This window comes from Butyrivibrio sp. INlla18 (assembly GCF_900103635.1).
GTDB lineage: Bacteria > Bacillota > Clostridia > Lachnospirales > Lachnospiraceae > Butyrivibrio.
In genome coordinates, this window is the sequence record NZ_FMXK01000005.1 from 72,202 (window position 1) to 98,726 (window position 26,525).

Annotated in this window: 23 protein-coding genes and 1 riboswitch; of the genes, 4 read left to right on the top strand and 19 right to left on the bottom strand. The window is 41.1% G+C overall.

Features of this window, described 5'->3' with window-relative positions:
• Positions 1-73: 73 nt before the first annotated feature.
• The 3 genes from BLS24_RS03160 to BLS24_RS03170 form a co-directional block, all read right to left on the bottom strand.
• A complete protein-coding gene (locus BLS24_RS03160; protein WP_091756064.1) occupies positions 74-781 on the bottom strand; it encodes a hypothetical protein in 708 nt (235 codons plus the stop codon).
• A gap of 154 nt (positions 782-935) precedes the next feature.
• Entirely contained in the window at positions 936-3,008 is a 2,073-nt protein-coding gene (htpG, locus tag BLS24_RS03165; protein ID WP_091756066.1) for a molecular chaperone HtpG, read from the bottom strand.
• Between the two features lie 140 nt (positions 3,009-3,148).
• On the bottom strand, positions 3,149-3,928 hold the full coding sequence (locus tag BLS24_RS03170) for a YdcF family protein (RefSeq protein ID WP_091756068.1): 780 nt from the start codon (positions 3,926-3,928) through the stop codon (positions 3,149-3,151).
• 146 nt (positions 3,929-4,074) lie between these two features.
• Between BLS24_RS03170 and BLS24_RS03175 the strand changes: the two genes are divergently transcribed.
• Positions 4,075-4,515, top strand: coding sequence for a PH domain-containing protein (locus BLS24_RS03175; protein WP_091756070.1), 441 nt, complete (start codon positions 4,075-4,077; stop codon positions 4,513-4,515).
• Positions 4,516-4,563: 48 nt separating this feature from the next.
• Entirely contained in the window at positions 4,564-5,049 is a 486-nt protein-coding gene (locus BLS24_RS03180; RefSeq protein WP_091756072.1) for a hypothetical protein, read from the top strand.
• Positions 5,050-5,095: 46 nt separating this feature from the next.
• Here BLS24_RS03180 and BLS24_RS03185 read toward each other — a convergent pair whose 3' ends face one another.
• From BLS24_RS03185 to BLS24_RS03235, 11 genes are all read right to left on the bottom strand, one after another.
• The gene (locus BLS24_RS03185) at positions 5,096-5,902 is read right to left on the bottom strand and encodes a response regulator transcription factor (RefSeq protein WP_091756074.1); all 807 of its coding nucleotides are present in this window, start codon (positions 5,900-5,902) and stop codon (positions 5,096-5,098) included.
• A gap of 4 nt (positions 5,903-5,906) precedes the next feature.
• Positions 5,907-7,688 (bottom strand): sensor histidine kinase, encoded by a 1,782-nt coding sequence (locus BLS24_RS03190; RefSeq protein WP_091756076.1) that lies wholly within the window; start codon positions 7,686-7,688, stop codon positions 5,907-5,909.
• 103 nt (positions 7,689-7,791) lie between these two features.
• Positions 7,792-8,640, bottom strand: coding sequence for a carbohydrate ABC transporter permease (locus tag BLS24_RS03195; protein ID WP_091756079.1), 849 nt, complete (start codon positions 8,638-8,640; stop codon positions 7,792-7,794).
• Between the two features lie 2 nt (positions 8,641-8,642).
• A complete protein-coding gene (locus BLS24_RS03200) occupies positions 8,643-9,557 on the bottom strand; it encodes a carbohydrate ABC transporter permease (RefSeq protein WP_091756080.1) in 915 nt (304 codons plus the stop codon).
• 84 nt (positions 9,558-9,641) lie between these two features.
• On the bottom strand, positions 9,642-11,000 hold the full coding sequence (locus BLS24_RS03205) for an ABC transporter substrate-binding protein (RefSeq protein WP_091756081.1): 1,359 nt from the start codon (positions 10,998-11,000) through the stop codon (positions 9,642-9,644).
• Positions 11,001-11,065: 65 nt separating this feature from the next.
• Positions 11,066-11,608 carry a hypothetical protein gene (locus BLS24_RS03210; RefSeq protein WP_091756082.1) on the bottom strand — a complete coding sequence of 181 codons (543 nt, stop codon included), beginning with the start codon at positions 11,606-11,608 and terminating at the stop codon, positions 11,066-11,068.
• 253 nt (positions 11,609-11,861) lie between these two features.
• A complete protein-coding gene (locus tag BLS24_RS03215; protein ID WP_091756083.1) occupies positions 11,862-12,602 on the bottom strand; it encodes a DUF3592 domain-containing protein in 741 nt (246 codons plus the stop codon).
• Positions 12,603-12,627: 25 nt separating this feature from the next.
• On the bottom strand, positions 12,628-14,436 hold the full coding sequence (locus tag BLS24_RS03220) for a hypothetical protein (RefSeq protein ID WP_091756084.1): 1,809 nt from the start codon (positions 14,434-14,436) through the stop codon (positions 12,628-12,630).
• A 17-nt stretch (positions 14,437-14,453) separates the two neighbouring features.
• Entirely contained in the window at positions 14,454-15,515 is a 1,062-nt protein-coding gene (locus BLS24_RS03225) for a peptidylprolyl isomerase (RefSeq protein ID WP_091756085.1), read from the bottom strand.
• Positions 15,512-16,909 carry an NAD(P)/FAD-dependent oxidoreductase gene (locus BLS24_RS03230; protein ID WP_091756086.1) on the bottom strand — a complete coding sequence of 466 codons (1,398 nt, stop codon included), beginning with the start codon at positions 16,907-16,909 and terminating at the stop codon, positions 15,512-15,514. Before BLS24_RS03230 ends, BLS24_RS03225 begins: the two co-directional genes overlap by 4 nt.
• Before the next feature lie 145 nt (positions 16,910-17,054).
• Positions 17,055-19,046: a 2-isopropylmalate synthase gene (locus tag BLS24_RS03235; protein ID WP_091756087.1), complete on the bottom strand. Its 1,992-nt coding sequence runs from the start codon at positions 19,044-19,046 to the stop codon at positions 17,055-17,057.
• A gap of 290 nt (positions 19,047-19,336) precedes the next feature.
• Between BLS24_RS03235 and BLS24_RS03240 the strand changes: the two genes are divergently transcribed.
• Together BLS24_RS03240 and BLS24_RS03245 are read left to right on the top strand one after the other, a co-directional pair.
• Positions 19,337-20,890, top strand: a complete 1,554-nt coding sequence (locus tag BLS24_RS03240) for a glycoside hydrolase family 43 protein (RefSeq protein ID WP_091756089.1) — start codon at positions 19,337-19,339, stop codon at positions 20,888-20,890.
• A gap of 119 nt (positions 20,891-21,009) precedes the next feature.
• Positions 21,010-21,480, top strand: a complete 471-nt coding sequence (locus tag BLS24_RS03245) for a hypothetical protein (RefSeq protein ID WP_091756091.1) — start codon at positions 21,010-21,012, stop codon at positions 21,478-21,480.
• A gap of 115 nt (positions 21,481-21,595) precedes the next feature.
• Here the strand turns inward: BLS24_RS03245 and thiC are convergent, their stop codons facing one another.
• The 5 genes from thiC to thiW are packed head-to-tail and all read right to left on the bottom strand — an operon-like array spanning position 21,596 to position 25,767.
• Positions 21,596-22,900, bottom strand: coding sequence for a phosphomethylpyrimidine synthase ThiC (gene thiC, locus BLS24_RS03250; protein WP_091756093.1), 1,305 nt, complete (start codon positions 22,898-22,900; stop codon positions 21,596-21,598).
• 27 nt (positions 22,901-22,927) lie between these two features.
• Positions 22,928-23,755: a bifunctional hydroxymethylpyrimidine kinase/phosphomethylpyrimidine kinase gene (gene thiD, locus BLS24_RS03255; protein WP_091756095.1), complete on the bottom strand. Its 828-nt coding sequence runs from the start codon at positions 23,753-23,755 to the stop codon at positions 22,928-22,930.
• Between the two features lie 10 nt (positions 23,756-23,765).
• The gene (gene thiE / locus BLS24_RS03260) at positions 23,766-24,401 is read right to left on the bottom strand and encodes a thiamine phosphate synthase (RefSeq protein ID WP_091756097.1); all 636 of its coding nucleotides are present in this window, start codon (positions 24,399-24,401) and stop codon (positions 23,766-23,768) included.
• A gap of 10 nt (positions 24,402-24,411) precedes the next feature.
• Positions 24,412-25,230: a hydroxyethylthiazole kinase gene (thiM, locus tag BLS24_RS03265; protein ID WP_091756100.1), complete on the bottom strand. Its 819-nt coding sequence runs from the start codon at positions 25,228-25,230 to the stop codon at positions 24,412-24,414.
• Positions 25,231-25,767: an energy coupling factor transporter S component ThiW gene (gene thiW / locus BLS24_RS03270; RefSeq protein WP_091756102.1), complete on the bottom strand. Its 537-nt coding sequence runs from the start codon at positions 25,765-25,767 to the stop codon at positions 25,231-25,233.
• 198 nt (positions 25,768-25,965) lie between these two features.
• Positions 25,966-26,071, bottom strand: a riboswitch (TPP riboswitch).
• Positions 26,072-26,525 lie beyond the last annotated feature (454 nt).

Below are 26,525 nucleotides of genomic sequence, written 5' to 3' on the forward strand. Positions count from 1 at the left end.
AGCCTTGCGCTAGTAATAGCGCAAGGCTTTTGTCCCCTCTATACATAAACTAAAAAACCGCATAACACCCAAGTTATTGGACAACGCTAAAATCAATGATCTCAGCATCTTCTGTCTCTGCATAAATTGAAGTCATAAATGAATCAGAGTCAACCTGACCATTTTCATCTGCTTCAACCTCTCTGTAATCAGATCTATGGTAATACTGGGCATCTCCATTTGACTGATACTCAACAAAAGCCTCTTCATCTATCTCAAGATGACCTGCCTTCATGGTATATTTTTTGATGAAATGATTACCTCCCACATAGAGGAAATCATCCTTAACTGACAGTGGATAAGCTGTTCCTCCTGCAGTTACATATCCTACGTATTCAGGAGCGCCAGCTTCATTGTACTTGTAAACTTCAGCATCAATTGCTGCCATATTTCCTGAATTATCCATCTTGTAATCGTAGGTATACTCTGTAACTAAGAGTACATCTGTATCACCTATCCTGACATTAGCATAGGCCATGCCTGGGCTAAGTTTATCGACTATCTGTGTAAAAGTGTCACATCCCGAAATATCCATAGGGACATGTTCCTTTAACATTTCATTATATGCGCTCGCTTCTGTAGCAGAAGCTTCTTCCTTGGCTTCTACAATGGCCTGAGAAGTAAGAGTAGTAGCTTCCAGGTCAGACACATCATAAGTATCTTTTTTGCGATCCCCGCATGCAGCAACAATAGTTGCAAGTACACCTACAACAAAAATAGCAATAAATATTTTGTTCCTCATACTCCCCTCCCTTATGTAAAATCAAATATGCACAATGTAAATTCTACAACAGATTTTTCTTTCTAAATCTAAAATAAGAATAAAGTAAATATAACCAAAAAAGAAACTCCACCTTTTTAGTGGAGTTTCTTGAGTTTGTACTATTGAAATAAAATTACTTGAGAATATTCATCATGATTTCATTGCTTCGAGCTATAAACTTAGACATAGCCTCGCCTTCGAGAGGTGCATTCTGAATACGAGCAAGGTCATAGAGCTGTTCGCAGATAAGCTTGGTGTTATCGTCGTCGCCATGCTCCATTACGTACTCAACAAGAGGATGGTTAGCATTTAAGATAAGTGTCTGTCCCTCTGCTCCGAAGTCTCCCATGTTCATGCCGTTCATAGCATACATCTTCATCATCTCAGCCATACGTCTGGACTCTTCAGAAACTGTAAGCATTGAAGACATCTTCTTGTCCTTTAATTTCTCGAGTTTAACAGTAAGCTTGTCGTTCTTGAGAGCCTTCTTGATCTTCTCTGAAAGTTCTTTTTCCTTTTCTTCAAGCTCAGCTGCTGCCTTCTTGGAAGTTCTGGACTTAAATGTATCTGTAAGGTCAGCATCGATTCTAGCAAATCGGATGCCTTCATTCTTGGACTCAAGCTGCTGCATGAAAGGAACATCGATGTTGTGATTCATGATGAAAGCTTCCATCTTCTGAGCCTTGAACATCTTGATGTACTGGCTCTGCTGCTGCTCGTCTGTCACATAGTAGATAGTACGTGGCTCTTTGTCCTCGTCCTTCTTGTCCTCAGCTTCTTTCTTGTCGTCTACTACCTCAGCTTCTACCTTGTTGCCATCTTCATCTACAGCGCTTTCTTTAGCTGCCTCGTCCTCAGCCTCTTTGTTGATCTGAAGTGCTTCAGGAGTTGTAAGGTACTTGCCGTCAAGGTTCTTAAAGAGGATGAAGTCTGTCATCTTCTCGCAGAACTTGTCATCTCTAAGGCAACCATACTTGATGAATGGACTGATGTCGTCCCAGTACTTGTCATAGTTTTCTTTATCAGTCTTGCAAAGACCTGCAAGCTTCTCAGCTACCTTCTTGGAAATGTACTCAGAGATCTTCTTAACAAAGCCATCGTTCTGAAGGGCTGATCTTGAAACGTTAAGTGGAAGGTCTGGGCAATCGATAACTCCCTTGAGGAGCATCAGATACTCAGGGATTACTTCCTTGATGTTGTCTGCAATAAATACTTGGTTGTTGTAAAGCTTGATAGTTCCCTCAATTGACTCAAACTCCATGTTTATCTTAGGGAAGTAAAGGATACCCTTTAAGTTAAATGGATAGTCCATGTTGAGGTGGATCCAGAATAAAGGCTCCTTGTAATCACGGAATACCTTTCTGTAGAACTCCTTGTACTCCTCATCTGTACAATCCTTAGGTGTCTTAGCCCAAAGAGGATGTGTATCATTTAAGAGCTGAGGTCTTCTCTTTATCTTGTACTCAAGCTCTGGATCTTTGTCCTCGCCCTCTTTCTTTTCAGGATGAACCTCTTCGATAACTGTATCAGAGTCAAGCTTCTCGCTGGCCTTGATAGTCTCTGTGCCCTCTTCGTTCTCCTTTGAAAGGTAGATCTCATAAGGCATGAATGAGCAGTACTTCTCGATCACTTCTCTAGCCTTGTACTCGTTGCAGAACTCAAGACAATCCTCTGAGAGGTGAAGCGTAATTGTAGTACCAACTGTAGTCTTGCTACCATCTGACATTTCAAAATCTGAACCGCCATCGCATGTCCAGTGAACAGATGCTGCATCTGACTTGTATGAAAGTGTATCGATATCTACTGAATCAGATACCATGAAGGTTGAATAAAATCCAAGTCCGAAGTGACCGATGATCTGGTCTGCATTAGCCTTGTCCTTGTACTTGTTGAGGAAATCTGTAGCACCTGAGAAAGCTACCTGGTTGATGTACTCCTCAACCTCCTCTGCTGTCATACCAATACCATTATCTGTGATCTTGATAGTCTTTTCTTTATCGTTTAGTACAACGTCCACACGTGGTTTGAATCCATCTGGAAGCTGATACTCACCCATCATATCCATCTTGCGGATCTTGGTGATAGCGTCGCAAGCATTGGAAATTACTTCTCTGTAAAAAATATCATGATCCGAATATAACCATTTCTTGATTATAGGGAACATGTTCTCGCTGTTGATTGAAAGATTACCCTTTTTTGAAGCCATAATTCTCACTCCCTTTTATTATAATAATCTACGGAAATCGGTTTTTCCGTACAAAAGAAATTGTAAAACCCACATGACTAAAAGTCAATAAAAAATTAGCACTCGCAAACAGTGAGTGCTAACAAAAAAATTCTAATAGATCAAAACTTCATTTTTCTGAGGTCTCGCAGTATTCCAAAACATTCCCTGATCATATTATTTGGAAGAAATCTTGGAACCGTATATCCTGCAATGCCGCTGACTTCTCCTTCAGTCTTAGCCATAGCTATATGCATGCCTCTAAATAGATGGTAGTTATTGGTTACAACTCCAATCTTAAGCTCTTTTTCTGGTCTGGAATCCATTTCCTCTATAATATCCATGGAATATCTGACGTTCTCTACAGTATCAAAAGCATTGGTCTCAGCAACTACCCTACCCTCCGGTATTCCCTTGGATATCAGATACTCTTTTCCACCTTCGCCCTCGCTTATATGCTCATTTGCGCCCTGTGCTCCTGAAACGATGCAGATACAATCAGGGTTTTCCTGCATATACTCGTAAGCCGCATCAAGTCTGTATCTGAAGATAACACTAGGCCCATAGCTCTTCATCTGAGCACCTAGGACGATAATGTAATCCATGTCTTTTTCACCCTTATCTCCAAAGTGGGAGAGCATCAGGCAAGACAGGATCGTAACTGTCAGCACACACGCTGCGACTATTATGCAAAAGAGCTTTCTAATGGCTTTAGGGATCTTGCTCCATCTCTTTTTCCCAGCAAGGAAATATAATAGCATAAAGAAAAGAGCTCCGAATATCCAGATAACAAAAGAAAGAGTCCCGCTTCCCACAAGGAATACTGTAACTCCATATAGAAAATTCAAAACTGCAAGTATAAACCAAAGAATCCTTATTTTAGGTGTAAATAGCTTTTTCATATGTCTTTTCATCCTGATCAAAATGTCTCTCAAATTATAACACATCAGCCATGATAATCCGATAAATGCGTAAACTTCTATTTCCTTTTTGGGCTAATCATGAGAAAATAGAAGAAACTTAAAAAAATTACTTATGGAGCGAAATTATGGCAAAGATAGCAAATCCAGAACAATATGAATCATCAAAAGAAGCTAAGGGTGAGCTCAGATACAGAGAGCGCGGACGCATTCTCCTTTTTGGACTTCCTTGGACATTCACAACTTATGAGATCAGAGAAAATGATTTCACAATCATCAAAGGATTTTTCACAGTTCGCGAGAACGACTGCTACATGTACAAGATCAGTGATGTTGAGATCACAAGAACGCTTATGCAGCGTATTGTAGGTCTTTCAACCATTACTCTTTACACTTCAGATGTTACAGACCGCACTATCGTTATGAAGAACATCAAGCACGGTCGCGAGATCAAGGACTTCCTTCTCCAGGCTTCAGAGGCTGCAAGAATTCGTCGCAGGACAGTTAGCATGCAGAACATCGGATTTGGTGCTGATGACATTCACGACGTTGATGATCTTGATAACTAATTAGTTCTATATTATTGGTATTTAGTTTAAGTTCATATGGAGGTAGATATGAAGGAACAGATGAGAAAGATCAGTATCCACATGGCCATCAGAATGAGTATCCTTATGAGTCTTTGTCTTGCACTTGTTGGAACTCTTTCATCAGGTCACTTTACTATTCCAGGTTTCCTGCTAAGCTTTGTAGCCAGCACCATAATCAGCCTTTTGATAGGCCTTGTCATTCCAGTTGGCAAGATATCTAGTGATGTATGCAAAAAGATGAAAATGAAACCTCACTCTCTTCCAGAGAGATGCATGAGCAGTCTCATCTCAAATCTTATCTATACTCCGCTCATGACACTTATAATGGTATCACTTGCTTACACCATGGCTATGAAACAAAGTGGCGGCATGGCACAGCTTTCATTCATGCCAATGTTTTTAAAGTCACTAATTCTAACCTTCATCGTAGGTTACATCCTGATCTTCATCTTCATGCCTATGTTTCTTGGTCAGCTCATGAAAAAATATGGACCAGGGAATGCACATCCTTGAAGTCAGGACGGTAAAGTGTAGGATAGGGAGTTTTCTTTTGGCGTCCTCAACTCACAGAAGTTCCGGGTTGCGCTCCCCTCTCGGCTACGTAATCTGAGTAGCTCATGCCAGCGTATTTTTTAAAGCACCTGCTGAAATAGTTGGGATCTGGTATGCCAACTTCAGAGGCGGTTTGGTACATCTTGTAGCCGTTTTCTGCGTATTTGATTGCCTTCTTCATGCGAAGATCAGTGAGATATTCCACAAAGTTCTTGCCTGTGTCCTGCTTGAATTTCCTTGATAGATAGCTAGAACTAAATCCAAAATTCTGAGCTATAAAAGCAAGATTAAGCTTGGAATCCGTAAAGTTCTCTTTTACATACTTCTTGATGATTTCAGTAGCATTAGCTTCTCCAGGATTTCCCTCTTCGGAAATCTCTTCCCCAGCCTCATCGGCGGTCTTAGCTTCCTCACTAGAAGCTGCCCCGCTACTTTCAAGCTTTTCCTTGGCTCTCTCCAAGACTTTGGTAACCTCTGCTCTCACCATAGGCTTAAGCATATAGTCAAATACAGGGAGGCTAACGCACTTTCTGGCATATTCAAACTGGTCAATAGCCGTCATGATGATAATGATGAGATTAGGATAGCGGCCAGTTGCCACCGTTGTAAATTCAATCCCATCCATAAATGGCATATTAATGTCAACAAAGGCTATATCAGGCCTTAGCTCATCAATAGTATTGATAGCCTCGATTCCGCTGGCAGCCTCTCCAACCACCTGCATTCCAAGGCTCTCATAGTCAATTGATGCCCTCATGAGCTTTCTTGCAGACTCTTCGTCATCAATTATCATAACCCTGTACATTCTTCCCATAACTTTATTCACCCCTCAATATCAACGCCGATTTATCTGGAATGATAAACTCGATCTCAGTAAATTCCCCAATTTCACTTGTGATCTTAACAACGTCATCCCTGCCAGCATAATATCTAATTCTCTCAATAGTTCCCCAAAGGCCAAAGCTCTCTGAGTCATTTGAATCCATCTCTTCCCTTTTTGAACAAAGGATCTTGTCTATATCCTCCTGCTTCATACCAACTCCAGTATCCTTGACTGTCAGATGAAGCTCTCCATCCACAAGCTTACTGGTTATCTCTATTTTACCTTTTTCCCCCTTCATACGTATACCATGGTAGATACAATTTTCCACAAGGGGCTGTAATATAAGCTTTGGTACCACAAAGTCCTGAGTTTCCTCATCAATATGATACTCATCCTCCAAGATATCGCCATACCTGAGTTTTTGAAGGGACAGATAATCCTTAACGATCCATATTTCCCTAGAAAGAGGTATCTCTCTATCTCCCTTACTAAGGAAGTTCCTGTAAAAGCTTCCCATGGTTTCCAAGGCATCATGAACCTTCTCAGCTCCAGCATCCATGGCCATATAGCCTATAGTCTCAATTGAATTATACAAAAAGTGCGGTTTGATCTGCTCCTGTAAAACCCTAAGCTCTGCCCTTTGAAGAGTCTTTTCCTTCTCAACTAGCTCGTCAAACAGCTCATTTACGTGATCGATCATGCTATTGTAGTCACCCTCTAGCATCTCTAGCTCGCTGTAGGGCACCTCAACGTCAATCTTCTTTAATTCTCCTGACTTCTTGTTATTTTCCATTGACGCAGACAGCTCATATATAGGATTGGTAATTGTCTGTCTTATGAAAAGAACTACATATACCGCAATGATCATAAACACAGTCAAAAGAAACAGGAGTACATACAGCATTCTAAAAGGAATTCCTTCCATACCATAAGGCGATACCCTAAGGATCACTATTGGCAGGTTCTGCACCTGGCAGCCCGACAAAAGCTGGCTTTCACCCCCAACCTTAATATTCCTGTGCTTTATCTTTTCACTTAGAAAATAGTCATCATAATACTGGGCATAACCCTTGTTTCCTGCAATATAAGTACCGTCATCTCCCAGAATACAGATGTTGTTATAGCGTATTCTAAAGAGCATCCTCTCAAAGACATTATTAGAGATATTCATCAGAAGAATTCCGGTTCTCTTCTGAGAAGATATATCGTAAATAGCTCTGCCTACGGTAACTACAGCCTTTGAATCCTTCCTCTCTGCAATTCCAAAGGTGTTAAGAGACACCACAGTACTTCCAAAACCATCATAGATTTCCTGCTTCCACTCATCGCCATCCATACGGTCATGGTCATAAATATACATAAAGTTCCTGGTGGCAAGCATTATCATATCTTCTCTAAATATCATAACAGTGTCGACACCCTCAGTAACATTGAGGATATCCATAATACCGTACCGGGCATCATTGATCATACCTATATCAACGGAAAGTGTAGACGCTCTAAGGAAGGTCACAAGCCTGTCTTCAGTCATGATAAGTCTTGAAAGAGACATATACTTTTCCATTTCAGAGCTGATATTACTTGAAAGAGTCCTAAGAACATTCTCTGAATCTCTCATTCCGTAATCTATCTGCTCCCTCTTGGTAATGACATAGGTTGCCAGCATAAATGCTGCAACAGTAGAAAGAACTATACCAAGGATCATCTTCTTTAGGCTGGATGAAAGAGTCTTTTTCTCATTAAGTTCGTTAATACGCCGCCACAAAAACCTTCTCATATTCCCCCACAAACTAAAAAGCGTTTATCCTATTATACAACAAATTTCAGCAGTACCCTTACAAAAAGGACACTGCTGAAAATTATTTTTAACATTATTTTGATTAACCCTTAACCGCTCCGGCAATGAAACTTGAGGTGATCTTACCACTTAAGAAGATGTAAACGATAAGTGTTGGGAATGTAGCAATTACAAGTGCCGCACCGATTGGTCCCCAGTCAGTTGTATAGGCTCCGGAAAGTGCCTTAATACCTACAGGAAGTGTCCTGTGGAAGGAATCGGAAATGAAAACGTTGGCAAACATAAACTCATTCCAGCACTGAAGGTATGAATAAACACCAACAGTAGAAAAAGCAGGCTTCATAAGCGGCAGAATGATCTTGAAGAATGTGCCAAACAGTCCGCATCCATCGATCCTGGCTGCTTCATCAAGGGCCATTGGAATCTCAGCCATAAATCCTGTACAGATGAGGATTCCCATTGAAAGAGCAAATGCTGAATAAGGAACAATAAGAGTTGAATACTTATTGAGCCAATGTGCCTTGGACAAGATTACATATACAGGAACGATTGAGGCCTGAATAGGAATCGTAAGTCCCAGCATAAAGAATGCATTTGTAAGGCCGCTTAGTTTCCACTTAATCCTTGTGATAGCGTAGCATGCCATCAGAGCTGCCATAAGCGATATGCCAATGGCAAGAGTAGTTACAAGTAAACTGTTAAAGAAATACAGTCCCATGTTACCTGTCTTCATAGCAGATGCAAAGTTAGACCACAACCAGTGCTTTGGAAGACCTATGATATTTGATCCAAATATTTCTTCATTTGACTTAAGAGAAAAAGTAAACATGAAGTATATTGGAAACAGATTTATGATAGCCCAGATACCAAGGAATATGTATACAAAGACCTTAAGTACTGGCTTAGATTCTTTTAATGTATAGCTCTCCATATTTAATCATCCTTTTCCTTAAATGCTGCAGTGATAAGTAGTGCAAAGGCAAAGCACAATATGATCAGCATAACTGATATGGTACTTCCCATTCCGTATCTGTTTCTAAGAAACAGCATATTTTCAAGAAGTGTACTAGGAACTTCAGTAGACTGGAATGGTCCGCCCTCTGTCAAAATACGAACAAGGTCATAGGTCTTGAGAGAACCTGTTACAGCAAAGATAACGCTTACCCTGAGAATTGGCTTGATTATTGGAATAACAATATATTTATCTACCTGCCACTTCGTAGCACCATCAAGCATTGCAGCTTCTCTAAGGTCGATGTCTACCCCTTTGACACCTGCGTACATGAGAAGCATGTGATATCCAACATACTGCCAAACAGTTGGAACAATGATACTGCCAAGAGCAGTCTTAACATCTCCTACCCATACATGTTTCAAATGTCCCAGATTAACGGCATCAAGGAATCTGTTTAAAAGGCCGTAATCAGGATTATAGATCTTGAGCCATAACTGACCGATAACTACTGTTGAGATCAGAACCGGCATAAAGAATATTGATAAAAATGTCTTTTCTCTTTTAACACCTCTTCCAAGTAAAAGAGCCAGTAAAAGAGCCAGTGGTAACTGGATAAATACTGAAAAGAACGCCAGAATAAGTGAATTCTTGAGTGACGTCATAAACTTGATAGAACCGTTAGTAAAAAGCTCTATATAGTTGTTAAAACCAATGAATGTTGCTTCTGAAAATCCATTCCAATCATACAAGCTTCTATATACAGAAACAGCAATAGGTGCAATCAGAATACTAATAAACAAAAGCAGACCTGGAAGTAAAAAGACGAATATAGCAAGCCCCTTCTCTATATCCCTTTTTCTTCTTTGTTTTTTTATGTTCTTAATTTCTTCCATACACTAGCTACCTTCCCAAAGCCTAAAAATGGTCCTTCCTGCTACAAAGGAGGAAGCGCAGGAAGGACCAAATATTTTAGTTAATTACTGAATGTCCTTAGCTAATCCTTCGATAAACTGTTTGCCATCGAGGAGGCATCCATAAACCTGATCAACATATGAAAGATATGTGTTAGCTGAATCAGCGTTCATAGCTGTATCACCAAAGAGTACGTATGTGTCAGCCTTTGAGCAGATCTCTGAAACTGCCTGTGTAAGCTCGTTAACTGAGCTTGTGTCACCATAAGGTGTCCATGCAGGAAGTCCGCATCCATCAAGGTAACCATAGTGGCAGATAAGCTTACCAAGTTCGAAAGCGTAGTCAGCAGCCTTCTCAGCGTTAGGTGAAGAAGCTGATACTGCAAGTGTATCTGAAGGTCCACCGATGAGCTGTCCGAGTTTAGCCTTGTCAGCGTTGATTACTGGGAACTCACTTACTCTTACCTTAGGGAAGAACTCTTCGTTTGCTGCGAAGTCTGCGCAGTTCCATGTACCATTCATGTAGAATGCATACTTGCCAGCCATGAAGTTGTTCTTAACTTCGTCGTTTGTAAGACCGATTCCTGAAGGATCGAAGTAACCGTTAGTTACAAGTGCCTGGAATGTGTCAACAGCATCAGCTACGTCCTGGTTGTTCCAAGAAGCTCTGCCAAGGAAGATGTCGTTAAGTGTATCTGCGCCAGCGCTCTTCTCGATAACTGACTCAAGGTACTCAGTAACGCACCATGTCTCTTTTCCTGCACATCCGAAAGGAATGATTCCCTTAGCCTTAAGTGCATCACAGCAAGCGATGAACTCATCATATGTTCCAGGAATCTCGTCGTATCCTGCTTCCTTAAGAAGATCCATATTAGCGAAGAGACCAACGATGTTCATTGTTGTAGGAACACCATAGTGCTTTCCGTTATATGTTGTGTTTCCAAGCATAACTTCTGGAAGTTCATCCTTGTAGTTCTGATAAGCATCGTCAAGACAATATACCTTACCAGCATCTACGAAGTCACCGAGGAATGCACATGACCATGTAAAGAAGATATCAGGTAACTCGTTAGCAGATACAGCAGCTTTGATCTTTGTCTTGTAAGACTGATTCTCAAAAGCTTCCCAAGTAAAGTTTACTTCAGGATGTGCTGCCTGCATGTCAGCGATTGCTGCTTCATAAGCGTGACGGTTAGAATCACTCTCAGTAGCAATACACCACATAGTAAGATCGATCTGCTCGCCACTATCTGTAGTAGCTGTAGCAGTGTCTGTTGTCTCAGCTGGAGCCTCTGTAGCTGCTGCAGTAGCATTTGTGTCTGTTCCCGCATCAGTTGTAGCTGGTGCTGTTGTGCTTCCGCAGCCAGCTATTGACAGAGCCATTACACCCGTCAACAACATTGAAACAAAACGTCTCATTTTCATAACTCACCTCTCCTTTTTTCATAAAAAAATGTGTGTGTGTATCTAAAGCGCTTAGCGCCTTGGAACTAATTAAGAGCTATTTTGGTCATAGGCCATGGATAGTCGATAGTAAGCTCATCCCCGCTTAATGTGTAGTAAAGATATGCATCCTCTATAGGATCATCATACATAAGTCTGATGCAGGACTTTTCTTCATCAACACTGTAATGTCCATTAAAGAAGCCTTCTTCACTAAATGTTCCATCTTCTGTAAATACATATGACCAGCCGTTATCCTGAAGCCAAGTACCAACTATGCTGCCCTTACTCTCTTCTCCAGAAAGCTTATAGGTTGACTTCTCATAAAGAAGCATCGTATCGCCTTCCATCTCGTATCTGAGTTTTTCTTCTGAGCCATCTTTGGCCTTCAAAGTGATATATGTATCATCCTTAGAATAGGAATAGTCATTTCCCTTATATACTGCTTTGCCATTATCATAAAAAGATACGACTTCTTCAGTAGGTTCGTAGGCATAAGCCCAGCTTTCAGTTTTTTTGCCGCATCCAGTTGGAATGATCAGAAGTAGTAAAAAAGCGACCGCCAAAAATGTTCTCTTTCTTGCTCTCATTTTTTGTCACCTTCTTCTTACATATTTTATAAATTAACTATAAACAAAGGAGTAAAAAGAATTAATGTAATTCTTTTACTTCATTAAGCACAATTTTTACTTTTTATCGTATACTTTTTTGTGCAATTTTTCACCAATTTAAATAAGTTTAGATGAGACTATACAAAAGTGCATAAAAAATGCAGCGGATAATTTTACTTATCTGCTGCATTCTTTGTACATATTGACTATTACGATCTATCACATATTGTTATCACATATTGTAATTGCCTTCTAGAGCCTTATTTCTTACATCAACGTAGTACTTTTTGTAATTGTCCTGATCTACATATACGTCAATATATGAACCAAGCTCATAGAACTCATTTGGGTTAAAGTAAAGATTGTTACTCTTAAATTCAATCTTTTCTCCAGTTGCAGGATCAACATATCCGCAAAATACATTGTATGGATTCATACCATTTACTGTAATGAAGGTATTAAGCTCAATGCCTTCAACTACAGCATGGACAAGTCTTCCATTTTCCATAAGGCGTTTCTTTTTGCCCTCTCCTGAGGCTGTAACTCCAAGGATCGTAAAGCCAATGCTTCCAAATACAAGGAAGAAGAATCCAAATATAAGAAGGAAGAATATTGCTTCACCCTTTTTGAGAACCTTTGTAGGATTCTTAGGATCAACTACAAGTGTAATAGTGTTTCCTTCATAAGTTGATGAATCATAAAAATCAAGTCTGATGTCCTCGTAAAGTGTTCCCTCGTAAGTATAAGAAACAAATACTCGATAGTTTCTATCGCCATCACTATCCCTGTATTCTTCAATCCTAGTTACTGTGGCTTCTATTTCATCGCCGCTATTTTCTGCTTTTGTAGTTGCTACAAATGCAATTATACCAATCAGTAAAAACACTACTGACAGTACTGCAAACACAGCTCCAACAATCCTTACTGTGTTAGCATTATTTACTCTAGTTCTTATAACTCCTGAATTTCTCATGATCACTCCTCTTTCCTTTGCGTATTTATCTATTAAGCAGTTCTTTTACCATCAAGACATTTTCCATGTCTTTCTTTTTGTAGTCTACATCTTTTCCAGTCACACTGCTTTCAAGCTTTGATAATTCATCAAGCTCATCCCAGCTTACAAGGCAGGCATGAAGCTTATTTTCTGTATCCTTTGTGATCCTGCTAATGTCCCCATTCGCATATAGCTCAGCTCTTTTCTTAAGTTCGTCTTTTTCCATCTTCCTGTAGCCACAAGCATGATGAAATGCGTTCCATCTAAGGTGCTCTGATTTAGCAAGATTTAACAGCATCTCTTCTGGTATGGTGTCCATCTTGTCTACGCCAATCCTCTTAAGAAGACTGCTGAGATAGTCTGCACTTGCTCTTGAGCTCATTCTGTCAAAATACCTGCAATCAGCCCAGTTCTTCTTGGCTGAAGCATCGTTATGACAATACTGGTGATTGAGCTGCTTGGCAAAATCATCCATATGTCCGCCGTACATTATATCTGCATCATAGAGGCCTGAGCACTCTGTAACCTGTCCGCTCTGGTACCTCACGACACTGTCGCCATTGCACTGATATACAGGGATATCCATCTTGCAGGTAGCCATGAATTCCAATATATTCATAGCTATCTCTCTGCCAACTCCCTCATCGCCAACAGCAACAACAATGTATTTAAGAGTCTTTAAGTCGCTACTAAGGTACTCAGCAAACTGTCTGCTGCGTCCATCATAGGGCTCGAATGTTATATCATAATTAGTTAAAAGAGATTCATGTCTCATTCTAAAGAAGCCATCAGTATTTTTACCATTTGAATCAAATACCTTGATCCTGAAATGGCTTCCCTCAAATTGACCGTTGACCACTATCTTCTCCAGGATCTCCTGGCCTTTTCTACCAAATCCAACAAGAAGTACATCTGTATCCTCAGTAGCTTTGCCATTTTCATCAAAAGAGATAGCGTCACAAACAGGATACTTCTGCATCAGAAGTCTTGCCACAAGCTCAGCTTTGTCAAATACTCTGACTGTGCCATAGCCGTACCTATCACCATGGGCCTGAAGTGGTTCACCATTATGTTCCTCATGTCCATAGAGAACTACTTCTGTCTGCTGTGGATCAATATCGGCATCCTTAAGACATTTAAGGAGCTTTTGTGCGTACTCGTAGTTTGCATCAATGTTACGGGAAAGGGCGCTCAGTCTGATCTTGCCTTTTCCTTTTTTGACAGCAAGTCTCTTAAGGAGCTTTTTGTCTGGATTAAGGGAAACATTATCAGAATATAAGAGTCCTCCCATCTTACTGATATCAGACTCCTTACCTCCACTACTGGTTCCAACGAACACTACAGAAGCATGCTTATTTTCAGCAAGGTTTCTGCCATAGGCTATGGAGTTACCAGTAATTCCATAGATGAGCTCTACATCATTTACCTTAAGAAACCATGACCTTAATTTCTTGAGAGTTCCCTTGGCAATTGCCATGATGATAGCGCTAGCCATTGAATAGTAGGCAAGAAAGTGAATTGCCCAAAAAAGGACCATCCATGGTGAATCTTCACCTACAAACTTCTGGAAAGCAGCCACATCATTGATGCCAGCAAACATCCTGCCCACATCAACGATGGTCTCAAATACATCTGCGAAGAATGAACCGCTTCCATAGGCATTGGCTGAGCCATACAAGCAAAAGCCACCTGTAGAAGCTATTAGGAAAGTGATACCAAGCCACTTTTCTCTATTGTCCTGATTTACTGCCAAGTACAAGATCACTGCAGTAAAAATAGCTGCAGCTACCACAATTACCGCTACATACCCCATGTCTTTAATCTCCAGTATCAGTCTCCAAAATACTTCTGATAAACATCCATAAGACTCTTGGTCGTTACATTCTCATCCTCTACCAAGGATACAGAATCCCACAACTTCTCGTTTAACTGCTTGTTTAAGGTAGAAACAAAGGCATCATACTGCTCTCCAAAAACTTCTCTTTTCCTTTGAGCCACGATCTTGATCTTGTTGGCCTCTGTCTCTTCTCTGTTAAAGGTAGTTATGCACTTTATGATGACAAAACCATCCTCAGTTTCCACAATGTCACTGATCTCGCCTGTTCCCAGGTTAAATGCAGTTTCTTCATATACAGAATCTACCTCATGCTTACCAAATGACCTTGTTCCCTCATCAGCTTCGTTGTACTCAGACATAAGCTCTTCAAAGCTGTTGCCATCCTTAAGAAGTGAAAGGATGGACCTGGCCGTTGCATAGACCTGCCTTTTATCCACATCATTTAAAGGAACCTTTTCACCGCTGGCATCTAGTGTATAAGTCTTTAAAAAGATCTGCTCAACAGTAATGGTTCTGGCTTCATCATCACTGATCTCAGGATTGATGTCTCTGATAATATACTCATAAAGCTTGTCTGCAAGTGCCTGCTGACAGTAGATTGAGTTTATCTCAGCTTCAGTTACGTTGTTCATTGCAGCAATATCTGCCTCAGATAAAGAGCTATAGTATTCCTTAGCTGCAGTTTCAGCCAGCTCCAGCTCTTTTTCCGTAAGGCTTATGCCAGTATTCTGTGCCAAAAGATTCATAGCCTTGATCTGAGCAACCTTGGCCAGCACTGAATCTTTTAACCTCTGCTCAACTGTTCCTGAATCAGTCTCTTCCTTCCAGATGCCAAGGCCAAAGGTGTCCTCATAGCCCTCCTGGGTATTAACAAGATATACCATAGCCTCAGACAAGGTGCAGATAGAATCTTCTATTCTAAAGACCTCATTATTAGAAAAGCCCGTAGTAAATACAACTCTGGTATTCTCAAGTTCATTACCACAGCCGGTGAGCACAAAAGATGTCATCATAAGTGTTGTCAAAAAGCATGTAAGTAGTCTGTGTCTTTTCATAGTTTGCTCATAATACTACGTGCGACAGAAATACCGTTGGCACTTGCCTGCTGAAGTCCTCTAGTTACTCCAGCTCCATCTCCGATAGCACGAAGTCCCTTGATACTAGTCTCAAAATCCTTATTTACGATTACTTTATTTGAATAGAACTTAACTTCAACGCCATAAAGAAGTGTCTCATCAGAAGCAATTCCTGGTGTTACCTTATCAAGAGCCTGGATCATCTCATCAAGATCCACCATGATTCTGTGAGGGAATACCAGTGAAAGATCTCCAGGTACAGCATCCTTAAGTGTTGGGATAAGGTTGTTTCTGCAAAGTCTCTCTTCTGTAGTTCTACGACCTCTTCTAAAGTCGCCATAGGTCTGAACTAAGATCTTGCCGCCGCAGAGCATATTTGAAAGCTCAGCGATCTTCTTACCATATTCAATAGGTGTCTTGAAAGGCTTAGTAAAGTTCTTGGATACAAGAAGAGCAAAGTTTGTATTGTTTGTCTTGAGCTCTTTTCCCTTGTAAGCATGTCCGTTAACTACTGCAAGACCGTTCTCGTAGTACTCAGTTGCAACTTCACCTGATGGATTAGTACAGAATGTACGAACCTTGTCATCAAATGTAGGTGTGTGATAGATGAGCTTAGCCTCATAGAGATTCTCATTGAGGAACTGCATAACTTCATCTCTTACCTCAACACGAACACCAACATCAACTGTACCAGGCTTAGTCTCGATTCCGATCTCTTCGCACTTGTCCTTGAACCAGTCAGCGCCTTCTCTACCAACAGCACTTACGATCTCAGGTGCTGTAAATACATCACCCTTATCAGTCTTGATTCCAGTAGCAGTTCCATCTTCTACCATGATATCTGTAACCATAGTGTTAAACTGGATCTCTACACCCTTATCAAGGATATGCTGCTGAAGCTTGGAGTAAATCTTGTAACCTTCCTCTGTTCCAAGGTGTCTGATAGGACACTCAACAAGCTTTAAGTTAGCATTGATAGCTTTTCTACGGATCTCGCGGATCTCAGCTTCCTTATCAACACCATATACGCTCTTGTCAGCACCAAACTTAAGATAGATCTCATCTGACTCGTGGATGAGCTGTGTAGCTAGGTCATAGCCAAGGATCTCTGGAAGATTTCCTCCAACGTCAGGAGAAAGAGAAAGCTTACCATCTGAGAAAGCTCCTGCTCCTGCAAATCCTGTTGTGATAGAACATGGCTTACAGCCTGCACATGTCTTTGTTACTCTCTTAGGACAATTTCTCTTTTCAATTGAACGTCCCTTCTCTACAATAAGGACCTTAAGATCAGGTCTCTTTTCCATGAGTTCATACGCGCAGAATATACCACCTGGGCCTGCGCCAATAATAATAACATCGTAATTTTTTGCCATAAAGAATAAACCTCCTATTTCTATATAAGCAACTCATTATATCATATTTCAAAAGCCAATAGTATTAGCTCAAGAGTGCAGATGTATCCACAAAAAAATCCCTGTCTGGTCAAATTTTCCAGACAGGGACTGTATCTACTCTATATTATCTGCTACTTCTATACTGTACAGGCGTCATTCCATACTTTTTCTTGAATAATCTGTTGAAATGCTCAACATTCTGATATCCAGCAGCCTCTGCAACCTTCTCAACCTTCATATTTCCATTTCTAAGAAGAGTGCTGGCCTTGTTAAGTCTGATCCTCTTAACATTTTCGCCAAAGGTCATACCTGACTTTTCCTTAATATATTTAGAAAGGTAAGGCTTGGACAGATAGAACTGCTTGGACAAATCATCAAGGGTTACAGTAAGGTAATTTTCCTGAATGTAATTGATGATAGAGTTGATCCTCTCATCCTTGCTGTTCTTGATATCTCTAACAGTATCGATCTGATTTACAGCTATTACAAGAGCGTTGATAGAAGATCTGATGATATCTTCGTCGATACCTACGCCCCAGAACTTCTTGCCATTGTAGGTGATTCCTACATATGTACAAGCCTTAGAAGATGATCCTCTTGAAAGAGCATGCTCTTCATAAGTAGAAAGCTCATAGCTTACATTAAAGTACTGTTTGATAGCGTTGCTGACAGCATCGAGACGTCCGTTACCGTTAGCTTCTACAGTGTGATCCTTGTCTGCATGACTTATGGTGATCTCTGCAAGGATACCATCTATCTGCTTGAAGTGACACTCTGTGATCTTGAATATATTGTCATTGTGAATGTACTTATCTTCAAAGATCTGATAAATACGTGCAGGTGAAAGCTCAGCATGCTCTCTATCAGAAATATCCTTGATAGTGTAGCTGACATCGGCCTGCATTTCCTTAGGAACCATCATGCCATAGTTAGTCTTTAAGATGTAGCTTACGCCGCCCTTACCAGACTGGCTGTTGATCCTGATAACGTCTCCGTCGTACTCTCTTCCAAGATCCTTTGGATCTATTGGAAGATAAGGAACTGACCATATGCCGCCGTCCTTCTTTTGCTCGTGCCAAGCAAAGCCCTTGGAGATAGCATCCTGATGTGATCCAGAAAAGGCTGTAAATACCAGCTGTCCAGCATAGGGCTGTCTCTCATAGATATGCATTCTGGTAAGTCTCTCATAGGTCTCACCGATCTCAGTAATGTGGCTAAAATCAAGTCCTGGATCTACTCCGTGAGAATACATGTTGATCGCAAGAGTTACGATATCAACATTTCCTGTTCTCTCACCATTTCCAAAAAGTGTACCCTCGATTCTATCTGCTCCAGCAAGGCATCCAAGCTCAGCGTCGCTGACGCCTGTTCCTCTGTCATTGTGTGGATGAAGAGAAAGAGTTACAGCATCGCGGTACTTAAGATTCTTGCTGATATATTCAACCTGAGTTGCAAAAACGTGTGGCATTGCAATCTCTACAGTTGTTGGAATATTGATGACAACCTTGTTATCCTTCTTTGGCTTCCATACGTCAAGAACTGCGTTGCAGACTTCTACAGCATAGTCTACCTCTGTTCCAGGAAAGCTTTCTGGTGAATATTCAAAAGAGAAATTTCCAGTAGTTTCTTTTGCAAGCTTATCAAGGAGCTTAGCGCCTTCAACGGCAATCTTCTTAACTTCTTCTTTGCTCTTTTTGAACACCTGCTCACGCTGAGCTACAGATGTGGAATTGTAAAGATGAATGATAGCTCTTGGAGCGCCCTTAACGGCTTCGAAAGTTCTTTTGATAATATGCTCTCTTGCCTGAGTCAGAACCTGAACTGTTACGTCATCAGGGATCATGTTCTTCTCAATAAGAGTTCTTGCAAACTCAAACTCTGTCTCTGATGCTGCTGGGAAGCCGATCTCAATCTCTTTAAATCCAAGGTTTACAAGCATGGTAAAGAACTCAAGCTTCTCATCAAGGCTCATAGGCTCAATAAGGGCCTGGTTACCATCTCTTAAATCAACACTGCACCAAATAGGTGGATGATCGATATAGTCCTTAGTAACCCAGTCGTAGGTTACCTTTGGTGGCATGAAATACTGACGTTGATACTTCTCTACATTCCTCATAACTCACTCCTCTTGATGTTTTTTAATATGTCGACATTAATTTTGTTCTTGTTTGTTGATTATATTTATAATATCGACATTAATTTCGCACATATTAGTTGATAAATATTATGATACCACAAATTTAAACAATTACATCATGGCAAACTTAATCTCTTTTATTGATAAAAATTAATATTAACGACTATCCGGTCCGCAAAAAGCGATATAAAATCAGCAATAATTTCAGAGAAAAGAGCTGTCCTCAAAATCTATAATTGTTTTCAGAATAAAACGAAAGGTCTATACTTATGAATCCAATTAATCCATTGATCCCATTGGACTATCCAGATCCAGATGTTATCCGCGTTGACAATACCTACTATATGGTCAGTACCACCATGTACTTCATGCCTGGCTGCGAGATACTGCGCTCCTACGACCTTCTTCACTGGGAGCACGCTTCCTATGTGTATGAGACCCTTGATTCAACACCATCTCAGCGTCTTACAGGCAAGGAGAACATCTATGGCCAGGGCATGTGGGCTGCCAGTATCAGATACCATCAGAGTATGTTCTACATCATCTTTGTGGCCAATGACACTCACAAGACATACCTATTTAAGTCCAAAACTATAGACGGTCCTTGGGAAAAGAGCGAGATTGAAGGATTCTATCACGATAACTCTATTCTCTTTGATGATGACGGAAGAATCTTCATCTTGTCAGGAAACAGGGATATCTATTTAACTGAGTTAAACGCTGATCTAACTGGTCCCAAGGAAGGAACAGACAGCAGGATCATTATTAGAGATAAGTTAGATGCCTATCTTGGCTATGAAGGCGCTCACTTCTACAAGATAAACGGTTACTACTACATCTTCCTTATACATATGCCTAGAACAACTGGTAAAAGAACTGAGAGCTGCTTTTACGCTAAATCTCTCGATGACGAATTTGTAGGCCTTGACGTAATGGATGATGACAGAGGCTTTAGAGGAATGGGCGTAGCCCAGGGCGGTATTGTTGATACGCCAGATGGAAAGTGGTATTCAATCCTCTTCCAGGATAGCGGTGCTGTAGGTCGTCTTCCTATCTTGATGCCTATTAATTGGTCAAAAGACACGCTTAGCATCCCTATATTTGGTGATAACGGTGTGATCCCTGAAGAGTTTTCCACACCGGACCTTAATCCAGGCTATAGTTATGCACCTCTTTTTGGAGATGATGATTTTAAGGGCGAGCTAAAGAGCTTTTGGCAGTACAATCACGAGCCTGACAAAACGCTTATTTCACATGATAAAGATAAAGGAACATTTTCCATCACTACTGATAAATTATGTAACAATGTAACTCAGGCCAAGAACACCCTGACTCAGAGATGTCTTTTCCCTAAGTCAAAAGCGTCTGTAATGCTAGATGCATCCGATATTAAGGAAGGCGACTACTCAGGGCTTTGCATCCTCCAGAGTAACTACGCATTTGTGGCCGTAACCAAAAGAAACGGTGAATACTATCTTGTTATGGGCAATCACGTTGTTACAGTTCCTGGAATCTGGGGTGAAAGAAATGATGACTCCTATGCTCTTGAACTATTCAAGGTAAAGCTCTCATCTCCTAAGGTTCGCCTATCAGCAGAAGCAAGCTTTGATCCAGAAAGATATACAACTCAAAGTAGCGTATGCCCTGATAAAGTAAGCTTTGGCTATGATATAGGAGATGGTTTTATAAGGATACTCCAGACTTCATCCCTTTCCTTTAAGCTTGACCACTTTACTGGAGCAAGATATGGACTATTTAACTTCAGTACATCTGAATTTGGTGGAACAGCATCCTTCTCAGAATTCAGATATGAAGAGGCTTAAGAGGATTTATAGAATAAAAAATCAAATATTTTTTCAAAAAAGCAACATTTTAAAAAAAATGGTGTATAGTATATGAGTTGCTTATTTAAAGATTATTTTTTTATGGAGGTTTTTTTCAGATGAAAAAGGTTAATGACGCAGACAAGAACGCTATGCTCGGTGCACTTCTTGCTGAGGGAGAGCAGTACACAGCAACAGCATTTATGAACACAATTCCATCAAGTGTTGATTTCTTCAGCTTCTTTGGAGCAATCGGAGCAATTATCGGAAGCTTCTTCCCAGATGACGGATTCTCAAGACGTCACAACGGATATGTTGGTGTAACAAACGACAGCATCAACTTCGCTGTACTTAACATGTACAACGTAACAAAGCTTCAGAATACAGTTAAGATCAACTTCTCAGATATCACAAACATCAAAGTTAACGACAAGAAGACACATGCTAGCATCAATATCTGGGTAGGCAAGAAGAAATACTTCTTCCAGCTTCCTAAGAAGCTTCTTGGTGCACAGCTTGAGAACCAGGCTGAAAGCGCATCAGCAGTTGCTGCAGCACTTAGCAGACTCACAAATTCAAGCGTAGCTTAATCATAAGGCATAACAAAACCCTGCCAAGGAAATTCCTTGCCAGGGTATATTTTTGCCCTTTTATAAAGTTACCATTCACAGTTTGCGGATTCTCCATACGCTGTGAATGGTAACTTTATAATATATCAATATGTTCTCCAGCAAGAGCCTTGTTCATGCTTCGTACCGCGCAGAACTTACCACACATTGAGCAGGTATCATCAAATTCAGGTGACCTGTCAGCACGGATTGCCTTGGCTGTCTCAGGGTCAATCGCACATTCCCACTGTTTATCCCAATCAAATACTCTTCTGGCATCCGCCATCTTATTATCAATATCCATGGCATGAGGGATCTTTTTGGCTATATCAGCTGCGTGAGCTGCTATCTTGGAGGCAATGATTCCCTGCTTAACGTCATCTACATTAGGAAGAGCAAGATGCTCAGCTGGTGTTACGTAGCAAAGGAAGGCTGCACCTGCTGCCGCTGCCATAGCTCCGCCAATAGCAGATGTGATGTGGTCGTAACCAGGGGCAATATCAGTTACAAGAGGTCCAAGTACGTAGAATGGAGCTCCCATGCAGATAGTCTGCTGGATCTTCATGTTTGCTGCGATCTGATCCATCGGAACGTGGCCAGGCCCTTCAACCATAACCTGTACGTCTTTTTCCCAAGCTCTCTTTGTAAGCTCTCCAAGGCGCACCAGCTCTTCAATCTGACATACATCGCTGGCATCAGCAAGGCACCCTGGTCTGCAGGCATCTCCAAGAGAAATTGTAACGTCATGCTCTCTGCAGATTTCAAGGATCTCATCATAGTACTCATAGAATGGATTCTCTTCTCCTGTCATGCTCATCCAGGCAAATACTAAGGAACCGCCTCTTGATACAATGTTCATCTTTCTCTTGTGGTTCTTTATCTGATCAATAGTCTTTCTAGTAATTCCGCAGTGAAGGGTTACAAAGTCAACGCCGTCCTCAGCGTGAAGCCTTATAACATCGATGAAGTCTTTGGCTGTGAGTTCAGCAAGGTCTCTCTGATAATGAATTACGCTGTCATACACAGGAACTGTTCCCAGCATAACAGGACACTCTTCCACAAGCTTTTTTCTAAAGGGTTGTGTATTTCCGTGAGAAGAAAGATCCATGATAGCGTCAGCTCCCATGTTTACTGCTGCCATAACCTTTTCCATCTCGATATTGTAATCCTTGCAGTCCCTAGAGACACCAAGGTTTACATTTATCTTGGTCTTAAGCATAGAACCTACGCCCTTTGCCTTTATACATTTGTGATTCTTGTTAGCACAGATAACTACCTGTCCTTTAGCCACCAGGTCTCTGATCTCCTCAGGTGTTCTGTACTCATCCTTTGCTACTTCCTCCATCTGAGGTGTGATGATGCCTTTTCTTGCAGCATCCATCTGTGTTGTGTAGTTAGTCATGTTTATTCTCCTTTATGTGATTTGTTTTTATACGTTATGAAGCAGTGGACCTCTTCCATGTCCCAGGTCAAGCCCCGCTCTGATACATTTTTCAAGGTATTCCTTGGCTTTTCTTACTGCTTCTTCAAGGTCATATCCAAGGGCAAGGTTACTTGCTATGGCGCTTGATAGGGTACATCCAGTACCGTGAGTATTTGGGTTATCTAGCCTCTCTCCTTTAAGCCATAGACCACCCTTTTTATCTGCTATATACAGATAATCCATTGATTTCTTTACAGCAAAAGAGCTGTGGCCGCCTTTTATAAGTACATTGCAGCCACAGGTCTCTCCAATCTTCCTACCTGCTTCTTCTATTTTTTCCCTTGAATCAAGGCTTTCATGAGGATTATTACCCCCACCTGATCCTTCTTTTAATATGTCCAATATTGCTTCCGCCTCAGGGATATTTGGCGTCACCAGAGTGCACCTATGAAAAAGCTCATCTATCATGTATTTCCTTGAGTCTTTCCTTGATAGCTCTGTTCCCGATGTAGAGCTCATTATTGGGTCCAGTACCACGTTCCCAGCCTTGTACTTATCAAGTGCCATGGCTACTGCCTTCATGACCTCTATATTTGGAAGCATCCCTATTTTCACGGCATTTGGATATATATCGTCAAACACTGACAAAATCTGGCTCTTAACAAAATTTGCCGGTATTTCCATTACTCCCTGCACTCCCAGAGTATTCTGTGCCGTAAGAGCAGATATAACGCTCATTCCATATACGCCGTGAGCCTCCATAGTCTTAAGATCCGCCTGTATTCCAGCTCCCCCGGATGGGTCAGATCCCGCTATCGACAAAACTGTTTTCATACCATTCCCCTTAAATTGTTTTAGTCGCCTCAAGTAAGTCCCTTGCAGCCTTCTCAGGATCCTCTGCCTTCATGATTGCTGATACCACGCAAATACCAGCTATTGGCGTCCCTTTCAATATCTGAAGGTTACTGCTATTAAGTCCTCCTATGGCATTTGCAGGAATAGGCACTGCTCTGCAAATATCTTTCAAGGTATCAACTGAAGTCAGAACTGTCTTAACCTTAGTGGTTGTTGGATAGATTGCTCCAACTCCAAGGTAATCTGCCCCCTGCTCATAGGCTTCCCTAGCCTGATCCACAGTCTTTGTAGTTGCTCCGATTATCATCTTGTCGCCGACAATCTTTCTTGCTATATCTACAGGCATATCACTCTGTCCAAGGTGCACTCCCTCTGCCCCTATAGCCATAGCAACATCTATGCGGTCATCTACCATAAGGGGAACGTCATACTTTTTAGTTACCTCATGAACCTTTTGTCCAAGTTCCATATACTCTCTAGTGCTCTTATCCTTTTCCCTTATCTGTACCATGGTTACGCCGCCCTTCAGCGCCGCCTCTATCTTTTCTAGGAAAAGAGCTTCTGTAAGGCCTGTACTATCCGTCACAAGGTATAGCTTCATGCTATCTTTATCTAGTCTCTCCATTTCTCCCGTCCTACTCTTTTATTATCTTTGCTAATTCGTCTAAGACTTCATCCGTTAAAAGGCTTATTTCATCTAAAAGCTTTACTAAGAATGTTCCGCTTCCGACAGGTTCTTTAGCCGCTCTTTCTCCAGCAATTCCAAGAAACGCACAGGCTTCTGCCACAGCTTCGATATCTTCCTGGGCTGATAAGAAGCTCGCACATATAGCCCCTAACATACAGCCAGTACCTGTGATCATCCCTAGTTCTTTGACACCGTTAGTTACTGTAAAAGTTCTCTCTCCATCAGTAACTATGTCAGTCTTGCCGCTTGCTAGGATCACTACCCCAAGGTCCTTTGCTAGTTTTCTTGCCACACTGGTTATATCTTCTTCAGTTAGGGAAGCGTCGCCATCAACGCCGCTTCCCTTGTAACTTTCATCATATAAAGCCTTTATCTCTGAGTAGTTTCCCTTTATCACCAGAAATGGCTTGGATTCTTGAGTAGTGCATATACAATCCATCGCTGTGATCAGTTTCTTGTAAAAGAACTCTTTTCTAATGTCAGAACAGGCCACTCCCACAGCATCCACAACTATTGGAATCCCTTTATAGAGCGCTGTCTCAAAGGACTTCCTCATGGCTTCCATTCTTACATCAGTTATGTTCCCAAGATTTATCAAAAGAGCATCTGCGGAATCCGTAATATCTATAACTTCCCCTGGATGTTCAGCCATTATAGGCCTTGCCCCAAGCCCCAATACTGAATTAGCGCATTGCATCATAGATATTGGATTTGTTATGCAGTGGATCAGCTTATTACTTTCCTTTAGCTTTTTTATGATTTCCATTTACGCCGCCTTATCTTCGTCCTTTGGTACGTCTTTTAACGCATCCTGTATCTTCTGAAGCTGGCCTGTAGCCTTAAGCCTTAAAAGAAGTACAAATGCGATGCTTCCGCCGATCAAAGTTCCCATGATAAAAGATGGTACGTAAAAGAACCATGTAAGGCCTTCCTTGCCCCACAAATAGGTCATTACAGGATATGAAACGATAGCTCCGATGATTCCTGTTCCAATGATCTCACCTAGAACTGCTGCTATAATCTTGCCTTTTGATAATTTGTAGAAAATACCTGAAAGTGTAGCGCCAAACACTGCCCCAGTAAGCGCAAGAGGTGGAATCCCCATGATCATCATTCTGATAACGCCTATCAGAACTGCGCAAAGAAATGCATAGGCAGGTCCCATAAACACTGCACACGTGACGTTGATAAGATGCGCCATTGGGCACATTCCCTCAACTCTTAGGATTGGTGATATTACAACTCCCAATGCAACAAACATTGCAAGCATCACCATTCGTAGTAAGTAGTTACTTTTTTTCATAGCCATATCTCCTTGTAATGTAGTGAGTGTGATAAGCAGACACAAACTCGAAAATACTTTGTATTTTCTCGTTCGTGTTGCTCGTCGTATACATGCATATACTTTTTCATGCATGCATGAAAGTATATGCATGTGCACGACTCTGCTTATCACGGAAAACGGAAGCTACCATATGGATAGCTTCCGCATAAATTCACTCCTACTAAAACAAGGCATCCCTACGTTGGCATTATCCAAATCAGGTTCTCGGTCGAAGGTCATACCTTCCTCTCAGCCTGTAATACAAGCTCCCGTTTCTTTAGTTGTCTTATTTGTTATACACCTGCATATGTCAGAATGCAATAGTCTTTATTACTTTTTTACCACTATTCACAGCTCCAGGCTCTGGAGGAGGCCCACAGTAGGCTATATACCGCCCATAGTCACCCCAGTGGGGCCGCCAGCCTGAAGTTTATTATTTGTGAGTCTCTGAGGATTTTTCTATGTTCATGAGCGTTATATTTCTTACTTTAAATTCTGTTTTTGAAACACTGTCTGAGTCTTTGATGCCATTTTTTGCTGTAAAGTTTTGTTTTGCCCTCATCAAAAAAACGATACTTTTCTATGTGCTCATGCAGCTTTTGTTTTAATACGCATGCTCTTGCTAAACGCAAACCGCATGCGTGTCAAAAGCTGCTTATGAGCACAAGAAAATGGCGTTTTTTTGACAATCGTTCAAACCCAAAACTTTACAGCCAAAAATGTGCCTCAAAGACGAG